A 25,067-nucleotide genomic window follows, 5' to 3' on the forward strand; every position below is an offset into this window, starting at 1 on the left:
CTTGTTGAGTTAAGCTGTGAATATAGGTTTTCATTGATGGGAGGGGTAGGAGTGCGAATCAGTATTTTTTCTACTTGTTTGGTAGACCTTATGAGCCCAAATGTCGGGATTGCCATGGTGGAGGTCCTGGAGCGGCTTGGCTGCGAGATCGATTATCCCGCATCACAGGTCTGCTGCGGCCAGCCCACTTACAATAGCGGTTATCTGCAAGAATCCAAGCTTGCTATGCAGAACATGATGCTGGCCTTCGAGGCTTCGGATTATGTTGTAGGTCCCTCCGGCTCCTGCATTGCTATGTTTCATGAATATCCGAAGATCTTCAGCGGTGACCCCGATTGGGAATTGAAAGCGGTTACTCTAAAAGAAAAATCCTATGAACTTACCCAGTTCATTGTCAAAGTACTGGGGGTGACCGATGTGGGTGCAACTCTCGAAGGCACCGCAACCTACCATCGTTCCTGTCATATGACCAGACTTCTCGGAGAGAAGGAAACCCCCTTCCAGCTGCTGGAGCAGGTGAAGGGACTGAAGCTTGAGCCGCTCAAGAACAGCGATAACTGCTGCGGGTTCGGTGGAACCTTTGCGGTGAAGATGCCTGAAATCTCGGAGCAGATGGTGGATGAGAAATGCGGCTGTGTCATGGATACGGGAGCGGATATTCTAATCAGTGCAGACATGGGCTGTCTGCTGAATATCGGGGGACGCCTGTCACGTAAGGGTGAGCCTGTAAGGATCATGCATATTGCAGAGGTATTGAATCAACATCAGCCTGTAGTTAGCAAAGGGGGAAGCCGGACTTGAGCCTGCAGACGGATTCACGTAATTTCAAAGAACGGACGACGGATGGCCTTGGGGATTCCTTCATGCGCAGTGCCGTGGGTTCGGCGCAGGACAGTCTCAAGACAAGACGGCTGTCTGCGGCCACTGCGCTCGGTGACTGGGAGCAGTGGCGGAATGTAGGCCAGCTTATCCGCCAGCACACTCTGGAGAATCTGGATTATTATCTGGAGCAGCTTGCCGCAAATATTGAGCGACAGGGCGGGCATATCTATTTTGCAGCGACCAAAGAAGAAGCCAGCTCTTATATCCGGGATGTTATTGTGCGCAAACAAGCCACGAAGATCGTCAAATCGAAATCCATGGTCACGGAAGAAATAGAGCTGAACCGCGTTCTGCTTGAAGCAGGCTGTGAGCTGACGGAGACGGATCTTGGAGAATATATCCTGCAGATGGATGACTGGGACCCTCCCTCCCATATCGTAGCCCCCGCTCTGCATAAAGACCGGGAGCAGGTCAGGCGCGTCTTCGCGGAGAAGCTCGGATATACAGGCGATGAAACTCCGGAGAATCTGGCCGGATTTGCCCGCACGGTCCTGCGGCAGAAGTTCCTGGAAGCGGAGGTCGGAATTACAGGCTGCAACTTCGCCATAGCCAATCTCGGAGCGATTAATCTCGTCACCAATGAGGGTAATGGCGATCTTACGGCTGCCATTCCCAAGACGCATATCGCGGTAATGGGCATGGAGCGGATTGTGCCGACTCTGGAGGAGATGGAGGTACTGGATAATCTGCTCTGCCGCAGCGCCGTCGGACAGAAACTAACCAGCTATATCACAGTAATGGGACCCTCCTCCGCCGGTGAGACAGACGGCCCTGAGGAATTCCATCTGGTAGTCGTCGATAACGGGCGGTCCGATATTCTCGGAAGTGAATTCAATGAAGCGCTGCAGTGTATCCGCTGCGGTGCCTGCCTGAATGTCTGTCCGGTCTACCGCCATATCGGCGGCCATGCTTACGGATCGATCTATCCGGGGCCGATTGGGGCGGTCATCACCCCGCTGCTTGGCGGTTATGACGATTATAAGGAGCTGCCGTATGCTTCCAGCCTGTGCGGGGCGTGTACAGATGTCTGTCCGGTAAAAATCCCGCTGCATGAGCAGCTAATTATGCACCGCCAGAATATTGTGAAGCAGAAGAGGACCGGCGCTGCCGACCGGATCCAGATGAAGGCCGCCGCCAAGCTACTCTCTTCCCCTGCCCTGTTCGGCAAAACCCTGCGGTTCGCCCACTCTGCAAGCCGGATGATGAGCAAGCAGGGCCGTATTGTAAGAGGACCAGCCTTGCTTCAGGGCTGGATTCGTTCCCGCGACCTGAAGCAGCCCGTCAAGCAGAAGGACAGCTTCCGGGCATGGCTGGAGCAACGGAAAGGAGGCGCAGAGCAATGACAGCAACCACCAACACGAGCACGAACAGAAACACGAATAAGGAGGCTTTTCTGAATACGATTGCCGCCAAGCTGGGCCGGGAACGGAGGACTGAGGTTCAGCGTCCTGCAATCCGGGAGTTCATTCCTGACAGCTACGGCCCGCTTACTACGGACGATCTGGTGGAGATTCTTAAGGAACAGTGCTTCTTCATCCACACCCAGGTAATTGAATCGACACGGGAGCTGTTGCAGAGAACGTTAGATGATCTGATAGAGGCAAATGGCGGCGGGAACGTGATGACTTCCGGTGATCCCCGGTTCAGGGAGTACGGACTGGCTTTCCCGGATGCTGCCGTATGGGAAGAAGCTGCGGGACGGGCGGAGAATATCAGGCGTGCTGAATCGGCGAATACAGCCATAGTCTTCGCCGACTGTGCACTTGCGGAATCTGGAACGGTTGTTCTGGAGAGCCGCCCCGATCAGGGCCGGTCGCTCCATTTCCTGCCCGCCCATTATATTGCGGTGGTTGAACGTGAGAAGCTGGTGCTCCGCTCCACGGATGCCGCCGCAGCGCTTAACTGGAGAATTCAGGACGGGGAACCGGTGGGTTCATCGATTAACTTCATCTCCGGTCCCTCCAATTCCGCCGATATCGAAATGAAGCTTGTCGTCGGGGTGCATGGGCCGCTGAGGGCTACTTATGTGCTTATTTAGAACGAATTCTGTCCCTTAAGGACGGTATAGCAGCGATTCTACACGTAGTCCGTGACGTCAAATTCTCTATCCTTGTAATAGAATTTCCGGTCTTCCTCCGTGATCTCACGGACAATTCTGCACGGGCTGCCTACGGCGATCACATTATCCGGGATATCCTTGGTCACTACGCTCCCCGCTCCGATAACTACATTATTCCCGATGGTTACCCCCGGATTCACAATGACATTGCCGCCGATCCACACATTGTTGCCGATGGTGATGGCAATCCCGTATTCATAGCCTGAATTCCGGGAATCGGGATGGACAGGATGTCCTGCTGTGTAAAGCGATACATTCGGAGCGAACATGACATTCTCGCCGATGACCACCTTGCCTACATCGAGAATCGTACAGTTGAAATTGGCATAGAAATTATTCCCTACAGTGATATTCGATCCATAATCGCAGCGGAAAGGAGTCTCAATATGCACAAGCTCCCCCGTCTTGCCGAAAAGCTTGCGGATCAGCCCGTCTCTCTCCTCATGAGCGTCTGGAGAAAGTGAATTGAGCTGGTGAACCAGCAGCCTGGCGGCTGTCCGTTCTTCGGTTAATCCGTCCAGCCATGCTTTATAGGGTAATCCTGCAAGCATTCTATCTTTTTGATTCATTAGATTCATAGGTGATTCCTGCCTTCTCTTAGTGTTGTGTGTTCATGGGGTAGGTCCAAAAGGCTTCCTGCCCGAAGCGGAGCTGAATCTCCTCCGCCGTCAGCACCTGATTGCCGACAAGCTCCGCCGCCTGGAATTGCGAACGGTGTGCCTGGATAGAAGCCATCTTCTTGTCCAAGTATGCGGTGACATCGACATGCACATCCGATAGTCCGATATGCTCCTCATGGCCGATGGAGAAGGCGCAACAGTGGACAACCGGCCGATCAGCGGCAGGCAGGCGGTGGACTGCCCGGATAACCGCTGCTCCGGTAGCATCGTGATCCGGATGCACGCTGTAGCCGGGATAGAAAGTAATCACTAGGGACGGCGTCAGCTCCCGAAGCAGGGACAGCATCGTATCCTCCAGCAGGCGCGGGTCGTCGAACTCGATCATTTTATCGTGGAAGCCCATCATTCTTAAGTCCTGTATCCCGATAGCTTGACAGGAAGCACGCAGCTCCTCCCGGCGGATCTCCGGCAAGGTTACCCGGTTCGCGAATGGAGGAATCCCCATATTCCGGCCCATCTCGCCCAGCGTCAGGCAGGCATAGGTTACTTCTGAGCCTTGCTCAATATACTTCGCCAGTGTGCCAGCCGCTGTAAAAGCCTCATCGTCAGGATGCGGGAACACCACCAGTATGCGCTTGTGTTCTGTAATCTGTGTGTCGTTCATAGGTTCATTCCTCCCGGTGACATTATAGCTTAGCGAAATATTCGATAACAACCTCGCGGAAAATCAGGCCCGCCTGTGAAATATAGCGGTTCTTATGCCATAACAAGGCGATTTCCCTGACCAGTCCCTCGTCTTCCAGCGGAATCAGACGGATATGATCCTGCGCATTCCTCGCCGTACCCGGGATGAAGGCTAAGCCGATTCCGGCTTCCACCATGTCAATCAAGCGGGCCGGTTCGTCTCCCTCATACACATAGCGTGGCAGGAATCCTGAAGCCTGGCAGACGGAATCCACCAAATCTCGAATCCCGTAACCTTGTTTGACACCCACAAACCACTCATTCTTAAGCTCTATCAAGGCGAGGCTCTTGCGCTCCGCCAGAGGGTGAGCGGCTGGAACGGCAAGGTAGATGTGATCGTTACAGACCACCTGACATTCCAGCTCTTCCCCTCTGACCGGAGGAGAGGACAAGCAGAAATCAACTTCTCCCCTCTGAAGAAGGGGAATCATCTCCTGCATGGGCAGCATTTGTACGTGAAAATGGATATCCGGCAGCTTGAGGCGAAACTCCCGGAGAATACCGGGCAAGGTACTCGCGGTGTTTACCGCTAATTCAAGGTTGCTGGACTCCAGGCTGGACAGGTCCTTAAGCTCCTGCCTCCCCTGCTCCAATTCGAACAGCGCCTTCTCTGCACGCTGCAGAAATCTGCGTCCCGGCTCGTTCAACCGCAGCTTCCTCCCGCTCCGGTCGAACAATGGAACTCCGAGATCCTCCTCAAGCCGCTGAATGGTCTTGCTCAGTGAGGATTGGGTAACATGCAGCCTGTGTGCAGCCTCGGTCATATGCTCCAGGCGGGCAACCGCGATGAAATACTGCAATTGAAGAAGCTCCATATCCCGCCTCCATTCATTCCCTCAAGTCTATGAAATCATAACATGAAATGCGTTGGAGTAAATAACTCATATCCTGTACGATAACTGTACAGCACTTGAGGGGGAATAACAATGAATGCACGCAACTGGTGGTTAATGATATCCGTTGGGCTGGGAATCATGCTTAACCCGCTTAACTCTTCGATGGTAGCTGTGGCAATCCCCAGGTTACAGCATGTGTTCGGGCTTGAGTTCACTGTGGTTTCCTGGATCATTTTCTCGTTCTATATTGGCAGCGCTGTTGCCCAGCCTGTCATGGGCAGAGCCAGCGATATCTTCGGCCGCAGGAGAATATTCCTGGCCGGACTGGTAATCGTCTTCGCAGCCTCCCTGCTCGCCCCTTGGTCTCCGGGCTTCGGGGGACTCGTTGTTCTGCGGATTATCCAATCTATCGGAACCAGTATGGTGGTGGCTGTAGGGATGGCTATCATCCGGGTGAATATTACAGACAAGCAAGCCTCTGCTCTGTCCGTGCTGTCGATGTTTACATCAGGAGCGGCAGCGGCAGGACCGTTCATCGGCGGGGTCTTGATCCATGTGTGGGGCTGGTCTTCCATCTTCTACATCAACCTGCCGTTTGTAATGGCCAGCTTCCTGTTAGCCTGGAGAACCATCCCGCAAGATAAGCCGTCCGCAGCCTTATTACCCAAGCCGTCCTTGCGGCAATGGATGAGCCGGATGGATGTGCCTGGAATCCTGCTGTTCACTGTGGGGCTGGTGGCTGTACTTGGACAGATGCTGTCGGCCAAGTCCTCCGGTCATGTCACCCTATTCAATGTAATCATCGGCCTGTCCGGGTTCATCCTGCTTGCGGTCTTCGTAAGGCATGAGTTAAGAACAGCCATGCCCTTCATTCCTCTGCGTACCTTCGCCGGGTATCCCGGGCTGATCCGTGTCAATGTCGAATTCATGCTGGTTAATCTATTATTTTATTCCGTCTTCTTCGGTCTTCCATCTTATTTGCAGCTCGTTCGTCAGGTCAGTGAATTCCACACCGGGCTTCTGATGTTAAGTCTGGGGCTATGCTCACTCGCCGTTTCTCCAATCGCCGGAAGATGGATCAATGCCTCAGGGCCCCGGCCCGCGCAGGCAGGTTCGGCAATCCTCATGACCATCGGGTCGCTATGGATCGTGATGCTGAATCCGGCATCGCCTGTAATCAGCATCATCCTGGCCCTGGCTGCCTTCGGAATCAGCAACGGACTGAACAACGTCGCCATGCAAGCCGCCTTGTTCAACCACTCGCCAAAAGAGATCATCGGGGTAACCTCCGGCTTATTCAGCACCTCCAGATATTTCGGGACGATCCTCTCCTCCCTGCTCATCGGAATCATTATGGGCGACCAGTTCAGCTTCAGCGGATTCCGGCTGCTGGGAATGATCCTCACCGTGATTGCCCTGTGTCTGCTGTTCATGTCCCGGCGGCGTTCCCGCAAGACCAAAGACTCCCATCACAGTCTTGATGACCGCTAGGGAGCGCTTGGAAGACGAGTCTTACCCCACTGAAAAATCTAGGCTTCGTCCAAAAGCTGCTGCAGCTTGTCTGCAACGGCTTCACTGTCCGGGTATATTGTAGCAGCGCAGGTAAGAATGCGTATTGCTCCCTCCCGGTGACCGCCATAACTTAAGGTATCAGCAATCCGCATAAATTCAAAATCCGCTTCATAATACTTATCCTGCTCTAAGCGCCGGATACGCTGGTATTCGTTAATGGCCTCACCTGCGCCGCTCGTGACAACAGTCTTGGCAAGATGATGTACCATCGACAGCTTAAGCTGGCGTACCTCCATGCCCAGCAGCAGATCCAGAATAGGACGGGTCACACTGCCCAGCCACACATGGTCACAGTTGGTCATTACAGAGATGCCGAGATTCTCATCCGGCAGCAGAATAAGCTCACTAAGGAATCCGGTATCCCAGCCGGAATGCGAGAGTATCCGTGAGCCATTATAGTGGCCCAGGAACCAGCCCAGCCCCACAGCTTCATGCTCCGGCCCCCAGCCTGTAGCCATAGTAGGGTTCCACATCTGATCATAACTGCCGGGCTGTAAGGCGTTATATCTATCCTTAGCTTTGCCCTGACCGAGCTGCATCAGCATATATTGGCACATCTCCTGCGCATTGGTATACAGTGTGGAGCTGGGAGCATGCGCTCTATTGTAAGGGAACACTTCACTAACGTATGGCCCGTACCCTGCAGAGTTCCTCAGCACATGGGGCGCAGCCAGCACCTGTTCAACCTCTATTTTCAGAAAAGAACTCGTGCTCATCCCAGCAGGCTCCAGAAGATGCTGCCGCATATACTCCTCGAAGCTGAGGCCGCTAACCTTGGCAATCAGATCTCCAAGAATTTCATAAGCGATATTACTGTATGCAAAATGAGTACCCGGATCACTCAACAGGCCGAGATGGCAGATTCCTCTGACATACCTCTCAAGACTCTCTTCATCATATTCAGGCCGGTCCCAGGCATAATCCTCCTCATCCGGCATCCCGGAGGTGTGATTCAACAATTGTCTGACCGTAATCTGATGATAGCGTTCATCATTCATTTTGAAATATGGAAGATAGCACACTATAGGTGAGTCCAGCTCTACCTGCCCACGCTCTGCCAATTGCATCACAGCCGTAACTACGAAGGTCTTGGAGACGGATGCCTGGTGAAAAAGAGTGCTGTTAACCACTGGCTCCCCTGTAGACACATTAGCGCTGCCATACTCTCCTGTAAAAAGAATCTTGTCCTCACTAACGATCCCCACCTGCAATCCGGTAAACGGTCCATTCTCTATAAAGCGGGTCAGCATCGTGTGAAGCTCTTGTACTCTGCTCTGATATGTATTCATTCTGGTTCCCCCAGTTCTTATATGTACTGGATCAATATAACATCCGGGGAGCATACAGAATGTGTAAAAAACAGCTTAATCCGAACTTTACTCAGCCTACCCCTCAACCACATCGGCCCGCAGGTCCGTGGCAATCTCAAGGATTACGGGTACAATAGCCTCCGTTGACAAGGCAACGTACAGATCGCCCATATACAGACGGAACGGATACTCCGTCCCCTCATGGCTCCACATGAAAAAATCTCCATCAATCGACATCGTGCTCTCCGCACCTTGTACGGTGTAGACCCCGGAATAGCTGAAGCCCGATTTATCGGCAAAGTATTGCTTGCATTCCTCTAAGGTAAGCGCCTGCTCTGCATTCTCTTCCTGCATGGAACGGGTAATTCGTAAACGCTGGCTCATTGGTGATCCTCCACAATGTTAATATTTAAGCTACTAATCCGTGCGTTAACTCCGTTAACTAATATCGGCCGGGTTGATAATCGCGAGAATCTGGTGGTCCTTCCACACCCCGCGGATCTTCACATTCAGACGGGCAATGCCTTCCTTATGGAAGCCTGCATTCTCCAGCACACGGATGGAGCCGGGATTATCCGGTGAGGCTTCCCCAGTAATCCGGTGGAACTTCAGCTCCTCGAAGGCATAGCGCACGACCTGCTGCACCGCCTCCGTCATATAGCCTTTTCCGTTATAGTCCTTATCCAGACTGTACCCGATCATACAGCTCTGCAGCGGTCCCCGCACCACAAAAGACAGACTGACAGTACCGATAATCCGGCGGTCAGCCTTGTGAATGACCAGGAAGTCGTATCTCTCATCCGCTGCCCTGAACTCTTCATACTGCGCAAGCTTGTCCCGCTGGTACTCCTCTGTATAGAAATCCCCGCTGATCTCCGGAGAATGTTCTTCAAAAAATTCACGGTTACGCAAATACATCGCCGTCAGCTCCGTGGCATCTCCTGCCTCAGGGTAGCGGATGTATACCCGTTGTTCTGTCATCTTTACGCCTCCATTCTTAATTGCAGCACAATGCCGCTTCCTCCGGCTGTTCCTTGCATTCTGGGAACCGGTAGGTCCAGAAGCGTTCCGTACCATACTTGCTGCGGATTGCTGCATCGGTGGGTTTAAGGCTTCCAAGCACCTTCTCCTCCTGGAACTGGGTGCGGTGCGCCAGAATGGAGTTGATTTTGACAGTGATAAAAGGCGTTACATCGATGACTACATCGGCTGCTCCAATCCGCTGCTGATGGCCGTTCGAGAAGGCGACACTATGTACAACGGGACGTTCCGCTGCGGGCAGCCGGGCAATCGTACGGATCACCGCAGCACCAGTAGCATCATGATCCGGATGTACACTGTAGCCGGGGTAGAACGTAATCACCAGCGAAGGGGGAAGCTCCTTTAAGAGCGATTCAATCCTGTGATCCAGAAGCGCCGGGTCTTCGAACTCAATCATTTTGTCATGGAAGCCCAGCATTCTCAGGTCTTGAATTCCAATGGCCTTACAGGAAGCTTCGAGCTCCGCTTGGCGGATGACTGGCAGGGTCGTGCGGTTCGCAATGAGCGGAACGCCCATGTTCCGGCCCATCTCTCCCAGTGTCAGACAGGCATAGGTCACCTCTGCACCTGCTGCAATATACATCGCCAGCGTCCCGGATACGAAGTAGGCTTCATCGTCAGGATGGGGAAGTACCACCAGGATTCTTGCATGGTCTATAGATTTATTATTCATGTCTGCTTACTCCTCCAGTATCATTAAAAAGGGCTCCGGCTAAGCTGCAACGCCACGATCAGCTTGCCCATACTGTCATGTCCGGCCAGAATCAGCCGCTCGTTATCTTGCTCATCCACATGGGTCAGGCCTTCTGCATAGATCCAGCCCTTCTCTGTCTTCAAGCCCACCCGGTAGGGTCCTGTCCCTGAGATGGAGCCGTTCGTGTAACGGATCTCGGCATTGCTGATGAACACCGAGCCCGGGGCACGGGAGCTGTCGAAATGGCTGGCATAGGCTCCGTTTGTAAGTTCAAGATGGATATATAGATCCTCAGAGACGAAATCGTCGATCCGAGTCTGAATAGCTTGGGGTTGAATGAGCTGCATAATGTCCTCCTAGAGTGTAAAAGAATAGCTGGTTCCAGTGCATTTATTATACATGAAAAAAAGAGCCTGCCCAAGGAACTCTAAGAATTCCTTAAGCAAGCCTGGAGATGCTAAGAATTAAAGATTAACTATAGAGAAGACCTTATCATTGATGAAATAGACGTATTGGTCGCCGTACACTACATACCCGTCATAAACTTCGTCCGGGTCTCCCCAGGATAGCAGAAGCTCTGTGATCGTCATGCCGCTGACCGCCCGCTCTTCACGGATGGCTGACCACATTTTATCGCTGATCTTGAACTTCGTTTGCGGATTCTTGAAAAACAGTACCTCTTCGACATACTCACTAGGGTCATCACGAGGTTCAATCTTGAGCGGAACCTCCTGCCCGTTGGCCCGGCGGATGATCATTTCTAAATTACCATTGGCCGGGTTCGGGCGGAAATTGGCGATGGTTGCTTTCTCAAAGTTCTTGAACGGACTATCGCTGATCATGGCGTTCCGGGTCCACACCGTTAGTCCATTATAGTAATACTTCAAATAATCAATATTCTCCATGGTGTACATAGTATTGTCCACAAAATCGTTCAAGTCCAGAACCCACTCGGTTCCGGCTTCATTTTGCATCACAAAGTTCTGGTTGTTGTCATCAACATACTGTACACTTTTCACCCAATGGCTTCCCGGATGTCCATATAAGTAGACCTTTTTGCCAAGCACAATGCCCATCGTTCCAGGCAGCTTGCTGATGGCGTAGAGCATACTGTTGCTCTTATTCTTGCCGTCCTCTGTGCTCCAGACGAACAACGCTATGGCGCTGGAGGCATATTTGCCGTCGATCGCTCCGAGCTTCAGCAGAGTTTTGAAGGCCACGTAATTGGTGCTTTTGTACAAAATAGAGTTATCCTTGTTCAGCTTGGTGCTTCCTTTGCTGCCTGTGAGCGTTACGCCAGTGGCATCTGCCGCCACAGTGAAGCCCGGGATCTGCCCGGCCAGCTTAACCGGCACAAAGGCAGAGCCATTCACAAGTACAGATTTAACTGGCGAAATAAGCAGGTTGCCTTCGACAAACGTAGCAATCTCCGTGTACACCGGTGCGGCTGCGGCCGCTGCCTGTCCGGCGCCTCCCGGATAGACCAGTCCGAGCGCAAGCAGCAGAGTGGTGAGCAGTAATGCAAGTTTTTTCATAGATGTTCTAATTCCTTCCCCCGATGTAAGTTAGGTGTCCCGGCAAGGTGCCGGAATCTTCCAGATCAGTACATTCGACAAGAAGTTAATTATTTCCTCTATATAAAATCACTTATCTGTATTCCTTCAGCCGTTCTCTACTTCGGAATACGGATCACAAATACCGTCGGCTCCCCTTCCCTACTCTCCAGTAGCAGCGTGCCCTCCATCTTCTCTACGTTCTTCTTGGCAATGGACAAGCCCAGACCGGTACCCCCGCTTGCCGTTGTCCGGGATTCATCTCCCCGCACAAACGGATCAAAGATCGTAGTCCACAGCTCCTTCGGAATGCCGACTCCATTGTCCGCAATCTCGATCCTGATCTGTGTATCTTCGGGAATCACGGATACCCGGATGCGCGTCCCTTCGGGATTATAGGCCAGAGCATTAGAAATTAGATTATTAATGACACTGGCGAACAGCTCGGGATCATAACGGGCATAGACCTCTTCTTCGGGCACCTGCACGTGAAGCTCGAATTCTTTTTGCTCAATCTCGCCATAGGTATCAGCAATAATCTCCCGCAGATGGTCGCCCAGCTCAAGGCGCTCTATCCGCAGGATGAAATCCGGTGAGTCTAGCTTAAGCAGATCCAGCATATGCGTAATGAGCTTCGTGACCTGCACGGACTTGGTGTAGATGTAATTCAAATATTTCGTCTGCCGCTCCGGGTCGGTAACGCGTCCTTCGATAAGGGCCTGCGCGTATCCCTGGATGCTGGTAATCGGGGTCTTCAGGTCATGCGACAGATCGACCATCAGACGCTGCTTGCTTTTCTCGGCGAGACGCTTCTCCTCGGTGGTCTTCTCAATCACATCAGCCATGTAGTTGAAGCTGTGGCCGATCCGCAGGAACTCGGTCTCTGCATACAGAGCGATCCGCGTGTTATAATGCCCTTCCATCATACGGTTCAAGCCTAGATTCAGCACCCGCAGCGGCTTCTTGATCCGTCTGGAGACCCAATAGCTGTACACAAAAATCAGCAGCAGAATCAACCCGCTGACCAGGAATACATAAAAGAACACCGAATGATTCAGATAGGAGACCAGAAACTCGTTGTTAATGGAGACATTGATTACATCGCGGGGAATCTTAAGCAACATCCAGGCTGCCCCGCTATCCTGCTCCGTTACGCTCGTAATAGAATAATAAAAGGGCTGGTCGCTGCGGTTCTCCAGTCCCTGAAACAGGCTGTCCTCGTCATAAACCTGAATCTCATCCTGCTTCTCGCCAACAACACGGATCACCCGCTTGCCGGAATCCAGCAGCTCCAGCCAGCCTCCGCTCTTCAGCAGACGTTCGCTCTCCGGTCCTTGGCCCAGCTCCTCCCGGTACGTCCCGGCCTCCACAGATAGATTGGGATCAGGCGTCATCCGCTCCCGGATGACTTGGGCGATATCCTTTTGTACGAACAGGTAGACCACTAACACCAGCATCAGCAGCATACAGTTGAACAGCAGGAAGTCGATGGTCAGCGACGTCTGCAGCGGGCGGTTATCTCTACTTTTCCACGGGTGCTTCAATTTTGTACCCCAATCCCCTGATCGTCTTCAGGTATTCCGGTCTCTTGGAATCTCGTTCGATCTTGTCGCGGATGTTGCTGATGTGCACCATAATGCTGTTGTCCTCGTAGACATAGAAATCTTCCCAGACAGTCTCATAGATCTTCTTGCGTGTAAAAACACGGCCCGGCTGCTGCATCAGCAGCTCCAGGATTTTATATTCGGTTGATGTCAGAGCGACAGCCACCCCGGCCACTTCAACCTGACAGGTACTCCGGTCCAGCGTCAGCCTGCCGAGCACGATCTGCTCACTTGGCTTCTCCTCCTCCGGTGCCTTGGCATCAAACTGATGCACCCGCCGCAGCATGGCCCCGGCACGCGCCACAATCTCCAGCGGATTAAAAGGCTTAGCGATGTAGTCATCCGCTCCAAGCTCCAGCCCCAGGATTTTGTCATGATACTGGCTCTTGGCGGACAGGAACAGTACAGGGAAATGCTCGTGCTCCCGAATCCGCTTCAGCAGCTGCAGCCCGTCCATCCCCGGCATCATAATATCCAGAATTGCCAGGTCAATCTTGTTATTCTGCATCAGCTTCAAGGCTTCAATTCCGTTCTCTGCCGTCAAAATGTTATATTCCTTCTCCAGATACAGCTGCAGAAGCTCAACAATCTCCGATTCGTCATCGGCTATGAGAATGGTATACATGGTGAATCCCCCTCTATCTTGTCATGCAAGCCGCGCTCTTTGTAACTATAGCCTGCCATTCTTAATCCAGTCTAAACCAAATCTAAAGAAAAGATAAAGAATTATTACAACTCAAAGCTTGGCCGTCGCTGCGGTGAACATTTGGACTTCCGGCCGCTGTTGTGTTTGGATTTCCTGAATATAATCGCTACTCGCGGTAGAAATCCAAACACAAAGGCGATCGCATTCGCTCCTCCAGTTCCAAATTTCCCCTCCGCTTCTTTTTGCTTTTCGTTTGTAAAACCTTCTTAATAGTTCCAAAACAAATAAAAGAAAAAGGAACAGCCCGCTCAGCCAATGAATGGCTTAACGGACTGTCCTAATAGTAGAGGTTAGTTTAGGCAGAGCTTAACCGTGAAGCTTCACCTTACACCGTAGGTACGGTTCCCCCGTCAATCACGTACTCAGCACCCGTAATGGATGCTGCCCGGTCGGAAGCGAGGAAGGCTACCAGCTCACCCACCTCCTCAGGGAAGCCGGGACGTCCGATGGGAATGCCGCCCAGCGCGTCCATTACCGACTGCAGTGCACTTTCCACACTGCCTGTTACCTCCGCAATGTTCTCCATCATGGCATCAGCTGCTGTTGTCTGAATGAAGCCCGGTGCGACCCGGTTCACCCGGATGCCCTTCGGAGAGAATTCCTTAGATAAGCTCTTGCTGTAATTGCTTAACGCAGCTTTGGCGGCTGCATAGGGGATGGTCGATTCGATCAGCGGCAGCACTCTTTGAATGGAGGAGATGTGGATGATGACTCCCTTGCCCTGCTCCAGCATGAGCGGGATCAGCCCCCGGTCCAGCCGCACAGCTGCGAGCAGGTTCAGATTCAGCGCATCCATCCAGTGTTCATCGGTCGCGGCCAGGAATCCTCCGGCAGGTGTCGAGCTTCCTCCAATGTTATTCACTAAGATATCAATGCGGCCGAAACGCTCCTTAACCGCAGCAATTACCCGGTCCACTCCTTCTTGCTTGGACAGATCTGCCTGGACGAACAAATCAGAAGCGGGCCCTTCCGTCGGAAGTGTCCGGGCAGTAGTCATAACTTCAGCGCCTGCCGCTGTGAATCGGGCAGCGATAGCCTGTCCCATGCCCTTGGTACCGCCTGTTACCAGGACTCTTTTACCCTCGTATTCTGTCAGCGGGCTAGCATAAGTTATAGCCATCGTTACAGCCTCATTTCATTAGGGATTCCTCAGGTTAGGCTGGAAGTCCAGCCGTCTAAGGTTTATAAGTATATCTTAGACTTGATTAATATGAGCGTCTAATTTATTATTTTCATTAAATTCATTAATAATATTAATATATAAAGGAGGCTGCCTACATGGAGCTTACACAATTGGAGTACTTTCTGACCGTAGCCCGGCTTGAGCATATGACCTCAGCGTCCAAAGCGCTGCGAATTACGCAGCCTGCCTTGAGCCATGCGATATCCAAATTGGAAAGTGAGCTGGGGGTTCCTTTATTCGAGCGTAAGGGCCGCAATGTCCAGTTGAACCGCTATGGGGTTATGTTCAGTTCACGGGTCGAAGAAGCGCTGCGCAGTATCGGGAATGGGGTGCGGGAGATTGAGGAGTCGGCCAATGCGGAGAGCGGAACCGTTCATCTGTCTTATCTGAATATTCTTGGCGTGGACCTGATCCCCTCGCTTATCAGAGACTATCAGGCAGACCATCCGAAGGTACGGTTTGATCTGTATCAGGGGAATCACGGGGATATCGACGAATCGCTGGATAACGGGACCTCGGATATGTTGATTACGTCCAGAGAGACTACGGCGGAGAATAAGGAATGGATGGTAATTCGCAAATTGCCGATTTATATTGTGGTCTCCAGTTCCCACCGGTTCGCCTCGCGTTCCTCGCTGAGTCTGTTCGAGCTGTCGGGTGAGCCGTTTGTAGGACTGAAGACGAATTGCGGACTCAAGAACACCATCACCTCCCTCTTCCAAAATACTAATTTCGAGCTGGCCTCTACCTATTATGCTGAGGATCTGATTACTGTGGCCGGCTTCATCAAAGCCGGGCTCGGCGTATCCGTGCTTCCGCAGACGCTGGGACTGATGCTTGACGGGCTGGTCTGGATTCCCATCCAGGAACCGGGCTGGGAATGGGAGGTGGGCCTGCAATGGCGCCGGGACCATTATCTGTCTCCCGCCTCCAGAAGGTTCATGGAGTATATTCGGCAGAATAGAGAAGTATAAAGAGCTGCCCCAACTAGCCGCTTCACGGCTTTGGGACAGCTCTATTAGGTCATTTTAACGAATCAAAGTCTGAATCTCTTCAATGGTTGCCTGGTACTGGGGCTGGAAATCAGCAGAATTCATATAACCGGCTATGCTGGTCAAGAATTGTCTGCCTTCAGTGGTCCGGCTCACCTTAGCGGCATCCAGTACACACAGCAGCAGATTACCGTTACCTACGCTGCACTCTGTGAGGAAACTTAGCTTGTGATTACGCTCGAAATTATCGATGGTCTGTACGATGGGATTCCAGCTGCGGTCCGCCTCATCCATGATAAGCGATTTGGAATGCTGGGCGATAGTCCACCACGGGTAGGTGGAATGCGCTTCACTCGGGAAATCGCGCAGCACCGGATGCCCGTTATCGATCAGCAGGCCCATCGTACCGATGGGAACCGGCCGGTTCATGCTCTCCGAGATCGAGCGGAACATCGGGTAGCACCAGAAATCCGTGCAATAATAGCCTTCGATTCCGTTCTGAACCGACTCCGGCTCCGGCATCAGCAGCACGTTGCCTCCTTGCTCCAGCAGGGAGACTGCCTCCTCAGACAGCTCTGTGAACACATGGATGCCTTCAACTTCAAGCGGATTATCGCTCTGCTCAGGATATATCCACAAGTCGTAGCTCTTACGGATATCAGTTCCTTGGACCCGGAGCGACAGCTCCGTACGGCTCATCCGGTCAACCGCCGGAAGCTCAATCGCCAGATCACAAATGTCTATGTAGTGGGTTCCGGCAGGAATAAAGGCTCCGGCTGAGCCCGTTGTCCGAACACCCCCTTCAACCGCAAGCTCCCAGTGAAGCTCGATGGCATCCGGCATTCCGCTGCGGAAGCAGCTCAGCTCCACATGGGCCTCGAAGGTCTCACCAGCGCCGTAGTTATACTTGGGGAATCTTGCCAGCAGCACGGCATCATTACAGAAGGTCCGCCACTCTTCCGGGCTAATCAGCCCCTTGGAATCCATGAAGGCATCCAGAACACCTACCAGTGCTGTGCCTTGGCCGCTGAAGTCCTGGAGATCCAGAAGCTGGAATCCGGCAAGCCGGCGGGAACGGAAGGCAGCCTCAAGCTCTTCCTTGTAGCAAGCGACAGCGAGCTGGCCTGAGCTTTTGAAGTATGCATCGGCCAGATGTCCAAGCCCCTTACTCTCCAGCCGTTCGCGGAAGATGACGAAGTTCCCGGCCTTTAGCGGGCCTGTGTATTTGCCGATTTCCTGGAAATCCGGAAACGTAGCATATTGTCCAATCTCATGCGAGATTACCGGAACCTGTGGTATCCATTCGCCGGACTCACTGCCGGATTGTACGGCCTTGGCTTCGGTACCGTACTGGATCAGGATCTCGCCGCCTGCCTCGACGGACACTCCTTCACCATTCCCGAAGCCCGGCGGAACAATCTGATCGTCGTAATCCTTCATTGTACTTGGCAGCGAAGTCTGGACATGGCCAAGCGGAGCATCGCACATGGCATAGGAGCCTCTGAACAGCCTGTCCCGGGTGAAGCGCACACCGCTGAAGAAATCGTCATGCTCCAGCACCTCCGGCACCCATTGATGGTTATTTGAACCTTGGGTGTAGAGCGGACGGTCATCGAACGCTTTATAATCTGCAAGGAAAGAATCAATCCGCTCTTTGCTGCCCCATAACTCATTGCCTAGCGACATCATGACGAAGGAAGGATGATTGCCGAATTCCCGCAGGATGGCGTATCCTTCGCTGATCAGATAGTCCTGCTCAGCCTGATTATGCCCTTCATCGGTATCTACAGTAATGGTTCCCCAGAACGGCAGCTCCGGCTGCATGTAGATCCCGAGCAGATCGGCAGCGGTGAACGCAGCCTCCGGGGGGCAGCAGGTGTGGAAGCGGTAATGATTGATCCCGTAAGACTTGGAGATCCCCAGGATTCGTACCCATTCCTCCACATCGGTCGGAGCATAGCCGGTGAGCGGGAAGATCAGGCCGTCATGCTTGCCGCGCAGAAAAGTCTTTTCCCCATTAATGGTGAACTTGTCCCCCTCAGCCCGGAATGACTTAAGCCCAAAGATCACCTCCTGCCGGTCCACGGTAATTCCATCGCTGCCCTTGAGAACAAGGCTGACAGTATACAGATGGGGAGCGAATTCACTCCACAGCAGCGCATCGGGACCCAGTGCATAGTCTATAGTGAACGGACCCGGTGCGATGATATATTCCTGTTCCTCTGCGGAATGTGTTATCTCACTATTGAAGCTATTAGCAGATACCGCGAGTGTAGCACCTTGCATGCTCTCCAGCGTTGCCGAGATCTGCACCGAACGTGCAGACAGATCAGTCTTCAGCCGGATGCCGCTAATCCGGGCTTCCCCATAGAACTGCAGCTCCATCCGGCCGGTAATTCCGTTCCAGTTGGTCTGGGTGTCCGGCGAGGTCATATGCCCGCCTTTGGTCGGATAGCCGGTGTTGTCCACCCGGATAGTAAGCGTATGACTCCCGGGCTGCAGCTGCGGCAGCTCATATACATGCGGAGTATTCAAGCTGTCGCGGCTACCGATCTCCTGACCGTCCAGCCAGAGGGTGGTAAGCCTTGTACGTTCCAGATATAAGCAGCAGTGCTTACCTGTGAGCTCTTCCGGAATCACAACTTCACTGGAGTACCAGACCGGTCCTTCATAACGGAATTCATCCGTCAGAGCGCCTACCAGAATCTCCTCATTCTTCGGCCCTTTACGGGCGAAGGAGGTAGTTCCCGGCAGCATAATTACATCGGTAAAAGGTAGCACCAGTCCTTGCCCCTTCTCTTCCAGCTGCAGCTTCCATTCGCCTTCAAGGCTGATCTTTGACAGCACAATTATCACTCCTAATCATGGTAATCTCTATACTCTTGCGGCCAGATGCCGCCATGAATCCAGCAGTTCATCACTGTGCATCCAGCCTCCGGCCAAATCCTTAATCAAACGCTCCGGCAGCATTTCCCGGCTTCCTGTTAGTTTCTCCTTAAGCAGGGCTGTTTCCTGCTCCAGCAAAAAGCGCATGCCGGATCATACCGGCACGCGCTCAATGGATGAAGCTGATTCAGTTGTCTACTGAATGGAAATTTTCAAAGCGCACCAACGATAGCATGCGGCACGTAGTGCTCTTCCAGCCGGGCAATCTCTTCAGCTGTCAGCTGAAGGGATAACGCTCCCACCGCATCGGTAATATGCGACAGCTTCGTCGCCCCGATAATCGGCGCAGTGACCGGCTGTTTCTGCAGCAGCCAGGCCAGTGCAACATGGATGCGCGGAACTCCGCGCTCCGCCGCAATGGCAGCTACCTGCTCGACAATCAGGCGGTCCTTATCGGCTGTAGCATCGTATTTGGATCTCTGTACCTGATCCGTTTCCGAGCGCAGCGTAGATTCCGCCCAGTCCCGGGTTAGCCGGCCGGAAGCCAAGGGGCTGTAAGGGATGACCGCAATGCCCTCTTCCTTACAGAGCGGGAGCATCTCACGTTCCTCTTCACGATAGATGAGATTCAGGTGGTTCTGCATGGAGACGAACCGGGTCCAGCCGTTCATATCAGCAACATGCAGCGCCTTCTGGAACTGCCAGGCATACATGGCGGAAGCGCCAATATAGCGGGCTTTTCCCGCCTTCACCACATCATGCAGGGCTTCCATCGTTTCTTCAATCGGCGTAGTATAATCCCAGCGGTGAATCTGGTACAGATCAATGTAATCAGTTCCAAGCCGCTTCAGGCTGTGGTCGATCTCGCTCATAATTGCTTTGCGGGACAAGCCCCCGCCGTTCGGTCCGGTTCGCATAGGGAAGAATACTTTGGTCGCAATCACCACCTCATCCCTGGTAGTCATGTCCTTCAAAGCCCGTCCGAGCATTTCTTCACTCGTGCCGTCAGAATAGACATTGGCCGTATCGAAGAAATTAATGCCCAGGTCCAGTGCAGCACGGATCATCGTCCGGCTCTGCTCTTCATCCAGCACCCAAGGGTGCACCCAGCGCTTGGCATCGCCAAAGCTCATACAGCCCAGGCACAGTCTGGAGACATCAAGGCCGGTGTTGCCCATTTTTGTATATTCCATTCGCTTGTTCCCTGCTTTCCTGAGAATAGTGTAGATTACAGTCTCTCTTATTGTGCAACAGATAATGGATTGGCGTTATCACAATAGTCGCGAATGATTGCCTAATCCTACCGTTCTCATTAACACTCCCGCCGGATATGCCCTATAATGAAACCATATGAAACTAAGGAGGATCTCAAGTGACCGAAGCAATCGCAACGCAAAAGCTTGAGCTGTGCCGGCTGATTGAGCGGCATACCGGCCGGGACGGCGCTCATGAAACGGCCGTGCCTGCACTGCAATTCATCCGTTACTCCCAGGCGAGTGAGCCTGCTTACAGAGTGTATAACCCGTGTTTCTGCTTCATTACCCAAGGCGTGAAGGAGATTATGCTGGCTCAGGAGCATTTTGTATATACCTCTTCTGATTTCCTGGTGGCTTCAATGAACCTGCCGGTAGTGGGACAAGTGATTAAGGCGTCCCCGGAGGTTCCCTATTTAAGCTTCAAAATGGAATTCACGCAAAACCAGATTCTGGAGGTCCTCCATGAATCGCAGCTGCAGATTCTCCCGCGGGAGAATGCCCGGCTTGCCTTATTCGTCGGACACATCGACACGGATCTGCTGGATGCGCTTCTCCGTCTGGCGCGGTTGCTCGATACTCCCAAAGACATCCCGTTCCTTGCCCCTCTATATACTAAGGAAATTCTGTATAAACTGCTGCAGGGACCGTATGGAGTAACGCTGGCCCAGATTGCCATGGAAGGCAGCAGCACTTACCGGATCAGGGAAGCAATTGAACAGATTGTCAGCCATAGCGAACAGGCTCTGCGGATTGACGAGCTGGCCGATATCGCCAATATGAGCGTCTCCGCATTCCACCGCAACTTCAAGGAAGTTACGGCTATGAGCCCGATCCAGTTCCAGAAGCAGCTGCGCCTGCAGGAGGCTCGCCGCCTGTTATTAGCCGAGTCTGCAGATGCAGCCGATGTTGCCTTCCGGGTCGGCTACGAGAGCGCCTCACAGTTCAGCCGGGAATATTCCCGTATGTTTGGCGCTCCCCCGCGGGCCGACATCAAGCGGTTGAAGGAACAATTTGAGCTTCCGGTACAGATTTGATACCTGCTTAGTCGAGTACAACCTGCTTAGTCGCGATATTCGCGCAGAATTCGCGGTCATGCTCCACGAACAGGATCGTCGGGGTATATTCCAGCAGCAGCTCCTCGATCTGCATCCGGGAGATGACATCGATGAAGTTCAGAGGCTCATCCCAGATGTGCAGATGCACCTGCTCGCTGAGGCTGGCGGCAATCAGCACCTTTTTCTTCTGCCCGCCGCTGTACGTGGACAACTCCTTCTCGAATTGCAGCCGCGAGAAATCTAGCTTCCGCAGAATCGATTTGAACAGGCTCTCGTCGATCCCCTGCTCTCTCGCATATTCACTTAGGCTGCCCTTGAGCTGCGAAGTATCCTGGGATACATAAGAGATAGACAACTGGCTGTCCCGCGCGAAGTGGCCGGTATAGCTTATGTCCTCCCCGCAGATCAGCTTCAGAATGCTTGATTTGCCTGAGCCGTTGCTGCCGGAGAGGGAGATCCGGTCCCCCTGTTCCAGAGCGAAGCTAACGCCGGAGCATACTGTTTTGTCCTCATAGCGGATCGAGAGATCCTCCAGCTCCACCAATTGCTGCTTATGATAGGGAAGCTGTGCAATCTTCAGACTGTCCGCGCTCTCCAGATTCCGCAGCAGCTTCGACTTCTCGGCGATGGCGGATTCCTGCCGCTGCTGAATCGACTTGGAACGCTTCATCATCTTGGCGGCCTTGTGGCCGACATAGCCCTTATCCAATTTGTTGCCGGAGCTTCGGGTGCCATTCTTGGATTTCTCGACTTCATGCGCCCAGCCGCCCGTTCTTTTGGCAGAGTCCGACAAGCGCTTGATGTCCTTCCGCAGCTTCTCATCCTCCGCCAACTCGAACTGATCCTGTCTGGACTTGTTCTCCCACCAGCTGCTGAAGTTGCCCTTCTGGATCTCAATATTGGTCTTGTTAATCGACAAGATATGGTCCACACAGTTATCGAGAAAAGCACGGTCATGCGACACCAGAATATACCCGCTCTTCGTACGCAGATAGTCACTGACCAGCTTCCGGCCCTTCGCATCCAGATGGTTCGTCGGCTCGTCTATGAGCAGGAACTGGTTCTCGCGCGCGAACAGAGCGGCCAGCAGCACCTTCGTCTGCTCCCCGTTCGACAGCGATTCAAACGGCCGGTACAGCGTATCCTCGGACACCCGCAGCAGCGACAGCTCGCGCATCAGCTTCCAGTGCTCCATCTCCGGGTCAATCTCCTGCATGACATCCACGGTCAGAGCCGCAGGGTCAGCCACCGCAAACGGGAAATACTCGAAGCCTACCTGTGCGGATATCATCCCGCTGCATTCATATTTGCCGAGCAGCAGATTCAGGAAGGTGGTTTTGCCGCGGCCGTTGCGTCCGGTGAAGCCCAGTTTCCAATCTGTATCCAGCTGAAAGCTAACATTCTCAAAAATATGTTCGTAAGTGCCCTCATAGGCAAAAGTCAGCTTGCTCACATTAATCAAAGACATACACGTATCCTCCTGTATTTACAAAAATAAAAGCTGCAAGAAGGTTCTCCTCCCGCAGCTCAAATAAACACAGCAAATCTGTTCCCCCGGACACTTACCTCCAGGCAGACTTGAATAAGGATATTTGGACCAGAGTGAAAAGAGGCAGACCCTTCCTGCATATCAACCATAAATTGCGCGCCACAAATAACGCTTGTTTATTGGTCACATTACGCAAGAAATGTCCGCACGATACTCTTCAACTCCAATCGCTTAATTAAGTGCATTCTAACACGAGTCTTCCCGGAGATCAACCCGTTAGTCAGATCAGTCCGTGCTTCAGGAAGCAATTATACAGTCCATCGTTCTCAATAGAATCGGTGATATCATCGGCAATTGCTTTGAGCGGCTCGCGGGCATTGCCCATGGCAACCCCCACCTGGACATATTCCAGCATCTCCAGATCATTAAGTCCGTCGCCAATCGCCATACTGTCTTCAAGAGGGATATTCAAATGATGCAGGACATCGGCAATAGCCGCAGCTTTATGAACGCCAGGCATCATCAGCTCCCCGCTGTTCTCCCCGAAGATCGGGATGGAGCACTGAATCGCCGTGAACCGGTCCTGTAATTCCTCCTGAATCTGCTGAAAGGGCAGGCTGCTCTCCAAGAAGCATACTTTGTTGACGTCATCCAGATATAATTCCTCGTCCCCATAAGTAAGTGTTGCGATATAGGGATGGGGCGACAGTCGTTTTCTCTCCCGCGCCTCGGGGTCATTCAGCAAGTCTCCATAGATTCTGCGTTCCAGATGAGGCTGTAAATAGCGGCTGCCGTGAAGCGCCGTATTGGATTCCAGAATGAAATCGACCCCGTTCGCGTTAAAATAATCGATCAAATGCTTCGCATCCTCCGGGGTCACTTTTTTATGATAAAGCATTTCGCCACAGCTCTCCACATATCCGCCAGCCGCTCCAATCAACCCGTCGAACCCGATCTCCCAGATATAATCATAGATTTCAGCCTTGGAGCGTCCGGTGCACAGGTACAGCAAATGCCCGTTCTTCCGTGCCTGCTGGCATGCCTGCACTGCCGATTCCGGGACTATTCCATTCTCCATGAGAAGCGTTCCGTCAATATCGATGAAAATAATCTTGCTGCTGGTCTGATTCATATCCTCTTCTCCCCTTTGTCTAGTCTTCCACTGAACTATAGGTTATGAAATGCGTTCCAAGTCAAGCGTTATTTCATAAGTCCCACCCGATTCATTCAATCCAGATCTGTCCAAATAGATAGGATAGATTGAGCTAATGGGTTTTATGTTTTGGGATGTGCCGTGACTCCAGAGAAGTTTTGGACTTCCGGCCGCTGTTGTCAGCAGATTTCATGATTTATCCCGTTTTTAACGGTAGAAATCCGCAGACAAAGGCGGGCGCTACCGCTCCTCCAGTTCCAAAATTCCCCTCCGCCACTTTTCCCTTAACTTAAATCCTTAAGTTCAATTTATATAGGCGTTGCAGAAAGCATCTTATCCCATTAGGAGGTACATAATGAGAACATTACCAGAAACCTTAGCAAAAACAGCAAGAGCGGTGCTGCTAGGTACAGCTCTGACTCTGGCAGGCGGTACAGTGATTGCAGGCGTTGGTGGACAGCCCGTAGCTGCAGCGTCGGCATCCACAGCTGATGCTCAGGCCGTCTATAACCAATTCCGCAAATATGTCGGCAATCCCGCAAGCCTCGCGCAGGCACGCAAATATCTTATGAACCATATCTCCAAAGTTGGCTCCTGGTACGGCACGGTAATGACCCTTCAATTGGAGAATGCCCAGAAAGCAGAGCTGGAGCGGTTCTCCGAGAAGCTATATACAGATGCTGTGCAAAAGACATTAATGGATGCCGAAATTAACAACGACATGACCTATACGGAGATCCTGAAGCGGGTTAAAGCACCTGCGGTCCGCAAGCTGATTGAAGAGATTTGGGATAAAGGCTATAAGCTGGAGTCCAGCGAAGGCATGTATTATCCGGTTATGCATTATGAAGGCTTCAAGGTCTTCAAGCCCTATGTCAGCAAGGATATCGCCGCGTATATTGATATCATGGCAACGGAGAGCAACAAGCCTTCCACCTTCGATGCGGGTATCGTGATCACTTGGGACGAATTGATCGGCAGAGCTGCCATCATGAGTGATTACGTCCAGGATTATCCGAAGTCGAACCGGACCGCGGCCATCCGCAATGAAATGTCCTATACCGTTCCCTTAGTGCTGCTCGGCTCGGATAAAACCCCAGCCTACGATTATGACACGAATGAACTCGACCCCGAGCTGCGCAGCGCCTACGACCATGCCCTGATGGAGGGTGCAGATGATAACAAAGTGCTGAACATCCTGGTCAAGCTGGTAACGCTTCTGAATACTTTTGGTAATCAAAAGACGCCTGCGGTTGAATCCTACCTGGATCAAGTGGTTAAGCAGTATACCGAGCTGTGAATGGTTACAATTTGAATTGAATGATGCTGGCGGGAGAAAAGCTGGGAGGCTCAACGGGGCACAATGTGATCG

At 52.5% G+C, this 25,067-nt stretch carries 23 protein-coding genes; 7 read left to right on the plus strand and 16 right to left on the minus strand.

Annotation, left to right across the window (positions count from 1 at the left end; all coding sequences use genetic code 11):
* The first annotated feature begins 36 nt into the window (after positions 1-36).
* Genes MHH78_RS20310 through MHH78_RS20320 form a run of 3 tightly spaced genes read left to right on the plus strand, consistent with a single transcriptional unit; the run spans position 37 to position 2,920 of the window.
* Positions 37-801 carry a (Fe-S)-binding protein gene (locus MHH78_RS20310; protein ID WP_445668057.1) on the plus strand — a complete coding sequence of 255 codons (765 nt, stop codon included), beginning with the start codon at positions 37-39 and terminating at the stop codon, positions 799-801.
* Complete coding sequence (locus MHH78_RS20315; RefSeq protein ID WP_341168602.1) at positions 798-2,225, plus strand: LutB/LldF family L-lactate oxidation iron-sulfur protein; 1,428 nt, start codon at positions 798-800, stop codon at positions 2,223-2,225. Before MHH78_RS20310 ends, MHH78_RS20315 begins: the two co-directional genes overlap by 4 nt.
* Positions 2,222-2,920 carry a LutC/YkgG family protein gene (locus MHH78_RS20320; protein WP_341168603.1) on the plus strand — a complete coding sequence of 233 codons (699 nt, stop codon included), beginning with the start codon at positions 2,222-2,224 and terminating at the stop codon, positions 2,918-2,920. Before MHH78_RS20315 ends, MHH78_RS20320 begins: the two co-directional genes overlap by 4 nt.
* Before the next feature lie 38 nt (positions 2,921-2,958).
* On the opposite strand, the gene MHH78_RS20325 is transcribed toward MHH78_RS20320, so the two are convergent.
* The 3 genes from MHH78_RS20325 to MHH78_RS20335 are packed head-to-tail and all read right to left on the minus strand — an operon-like array spanning position 2,959 to position 5,180.
* Positions 2,959-3,570: a sugar O-acetyltransferase gene (locus MHH78_RS20325; protein WP_339256690.1), complete on the minus strand. Its 612-nt coding sequence runs from the start codon at positions 3,568-3,570 to the stop codon at positions 2,959-2,961.
* 28 nt (positions 3,571-3,598) lie between these two features.
* Entirely contained in the window at positions 3,599-4,285 is a 687-nt protein-coding gene (bshB2, locus tag MHH78_RS20330) for a bacillithiol biosynthesis deacetylase BshB2 (RefSeq protein ID WP_341168604.1), read from the minus strand.
* Between the two features lie 22 nt (positions 4,286-4,307).
* Entirely contained in the window at positions 4,308-5,180 is an 873-nt protein-coding gene (locus MHH78_RS20335; protein ID WP_341168605.1) for a LysR family transcriptional regulator, read from the minus strand.
* 111 nt (positions 5,181-5,291) lie between these two features.
* Between MHH78_RS20335 and MHH78_RS20340 the strand changes: the two genes are divergently transcribed.
* Positions 5,292-6,692 (plus strand): MFS transporter, encoded by a 1,401-nt coding sequence (locus MHH78_RS20340; protein ID WP_341168606.1) that lies wholly within the window; start codon positions 5,292-5,294, stop codon positions 6,690-6,692.
* Positions 6,693-6,730: 38 nt separating this feature from the next.
* On the opposite strand, the gene MHH78_RS20345 is transcribed toward MHH78_RS20340, so the two are convergent.
* From MHH78_RS20345 to MHH78_RS20385, 9 genes are all read right to left on the minus strand, one after another.
* A complete protein-coding gene (locus MHH78_RS20345) occupies positions 6,731-8,062 on the minus strand; it encodes a serine hydrolase domain-containing protein (RefSeq protein WP_341168607.1) in 1,332 nt (443 codons plus the stop codon).
* Between the two features lie 96 nt (positions 8,063-8,158).
* Positions 8,159-8,467 (minus strand): hypothetical protein, encoded by a 309-nt coding sequence (locus MHH78_RS20350; protein ID WP_036728430.1) that lies wholly within the window; start codon positions 8,465-8,467, stop codon positions 8,159-8,161.
* 54 nt (positions 8,468-8,521) lie between these two features.
* The gene (locus MHH78_RS20355; protein WP_341168608.1) at positions 8,522-9,064 is read right to left on the minus strand and encodes a GNAT family N-acetyltransferase; all 543 of its coding nucleotides are present in this window, start codon (positions 9,062-9,064) and stop codon (positions 8,522-8,524) included.
* Between the two features lie 16 nt (positions 9,065-9,080).
* Positions 9,081-9,797 carry a bacillithiol biosynthesis deacetylase BshB2 gene (bshB2, locus tag MHH78_RS20360; protein ID WP_341168609.1) on the minus strand — a complete coding sequence of 239 codons (717 nt, stop codon included), beginning with the start codon at positions 9,795-9,797 and terminating at the stop codon, positions 9,081-9,083.
* Between the two features lie 23 nt (positions 9,798-9,820).
* Positions 9,821-10,165 (minus strand): YojF family protein, encoded by a 345-nt coding sequence (locus tag MHH78_RS20365; RefSeq protein ID WP_076075603.1) that lies wholly within the window; start codon positions 10,163-10,165, stop codon positions 9,821-9,823.
* 117 nt (positions 10,166-10,282) lie between these two features.
* The gene (locus MHH78_RS20370; protein ID WP_341168610.1) at positions 10,283-11,353 is read right to left on the minus strand and encodes a hypothetical protein; all 1,071 of its coding nucleotides are present in this window, start codon (positions 11,351-11,353) and stop codon (positions 10,283-10,285) included.
* Between the two features lie 137 nt (positions 11,354-11,490).
* The gene (locus MHH78_RS20375) at positions 11,491-12,915 is read right to left on the minus strand and encodes a sensor histidine kinase (protein WP_341168611.1); all 1,425 of its coding nucleotides are present in this window, start codon (positions 12,913-12,915) and stop codon (positions 11,491-11,493) included.
* On the minus strand, positions 12,893-13,600 hold the full coding sequence (locus MHH78_RS20380; protein ID WP_341168612.1) for a response regulator transcription factor: 708 nt from the start codon (positions 13,598-13,600) through the stop codon (positions 12,893-12,895). The genes MHH78_RS20375 and MHH78_RS20380 overlap by 23 nt, the downstream gene beginning before the upstream one ends.
* A gap of 406 nt (positions 13,601-14,006) precedes the next feature.
* Complete coding sequence (locus MHH78_RS20385) at positions 14,007-14,801, minus strand: SDR family oxidoreductase (protein WP_341168613.1); 795 nt, start codon at positions 14,799-14,801, stop codon at positions 14,007-14,009.
* 158 nt (positions 14,802-14,959) lie between these two features.
* Between MHH78_RS20385 and MHH78_RS20390 the strand changes: the two genes are divergently transcribed.
* Positions 14,960-15,838 carry a LysR family transcriptional regulator gene (locus MHH78_RS20390; RefSeq protein WP_341168614.1) on the plus strand — a complete coding sequence of 293 codons (879 nt, stop codon included), beginning with the start codon at positions 14,960-14,962 and terminating at the stop codon, positions 15,836-15,838.
* A gap of 54 nt (positions 15,839-15,892) precedes the next feature.
* On the opposite strand, the gene MHH78_RS20395 is transcribed toward MHH78_RS20390, so the two are convergent.
* Together MHH78_RS20395 and MHH78_RS20400 are read right to left on the minus strand one after the other, a co-directional pair.
* Positions 15,893-18,703 carry a glycoside hydrolase family 2 TIM barrel-domain containing protein gene (locus tag MHH78_RS20395; protein ID WP_341168615.1) on the minus strand — a complete coding sequence of 937 codons (2,811 nt, stop codon included), beginning with the start codon at positions 18,701-18,703 and terminating at the stop codon, positions 15,893-15,895.
* A gap of 251 nt (positions 18,704-18,954) precedes the next feature.
* Positions 18,955-19,935, minus strand: a complete 981-nt coding sequence (locus tag MHH78_RS20400) for an aldo/keto reductase (RefSeq protein WP_341168616.1) — start codon at positions 19,933-19,935, stop codon at positions 18,955-18,957.
* A 179-nt stretch (positions 19,936-20,114) separates the two neighbouring features.
* Between MHH78_RS20400 and MHH78_RS20405 the strand changes: the two genes are divergently transcribed.
* A complete protein-coding gene (locus MHH78_RS20405; RefSeq protein ID WP_341168617.1) occupies positions 20,115-21,032 on the plus strand; it encodes an AraC family transcriptional regulator in 918 nt (305 codons plus the stop codon).
* Between the two features lie 7 nt (positions 21,033-21,039).
* Here the strand turns inward: MHH78_RS20405 and MHH78_RS20410 are convergent, their stop codons facing one another.
* Both MHH78_RS20410 and MHH78_RS20415 read right to left on the minus strand, forming a co-directional pair.
* Positions 21,040-22,521, minus strand: a complete 1,482-nt coding sequence (locus MHH78_RS20410; RefSeq protein ID WP_341168618.1) for an Lsa family ABC-F type ribosomal protection protein — start codon at positions 22,519-22,521, stop codon at positions 21,040-21,042.
* 301 nt (positions 22,522-22,822) lie between these two features.
* Positions 22,823-23,674: an HAD family hydrolase gene (locus tag MHH78_RS20415; protein WP_341168619.1), complete on the minus strand. Its 852-nt coding sequence runs from the start codon at positions 23,672-23,674 to the stop codon at positions 22,823-22,825.
* A 376-nt stretch (positions 23,675-24,050) separates the two neighbouring features.
* Between MHH78_RS20415 and MHH78_RS20420 the strand changes: the two genes are divergently transcribed.
* Positions 24,051-24,995 carry a hypothetical protein gene (locus tag MHH78_RS20420; RefSeq protein ID WP_341168620.1) on the plus strand — a complete coding sequence of 315 codons (945 nt, stop codon included), beginning with the start codon at positions 24,051-24,053 and terminating at the stop codon, positions 24,993-24,995.
* Positions 24,996-25,067 lie beyond the last annotated feature (72 nt).

The sequence above is a fragment of the Paenibacillus sp. FSL H3-0333 genome (assembly GCF_038002805.1).
Classification (GTDB): Bacteria; Bacillota; Bacilli; order Paenibacillales; family Paenibacillaceae; genus Paenibacillus_AQ; species Paenibacillus_AQ silagei.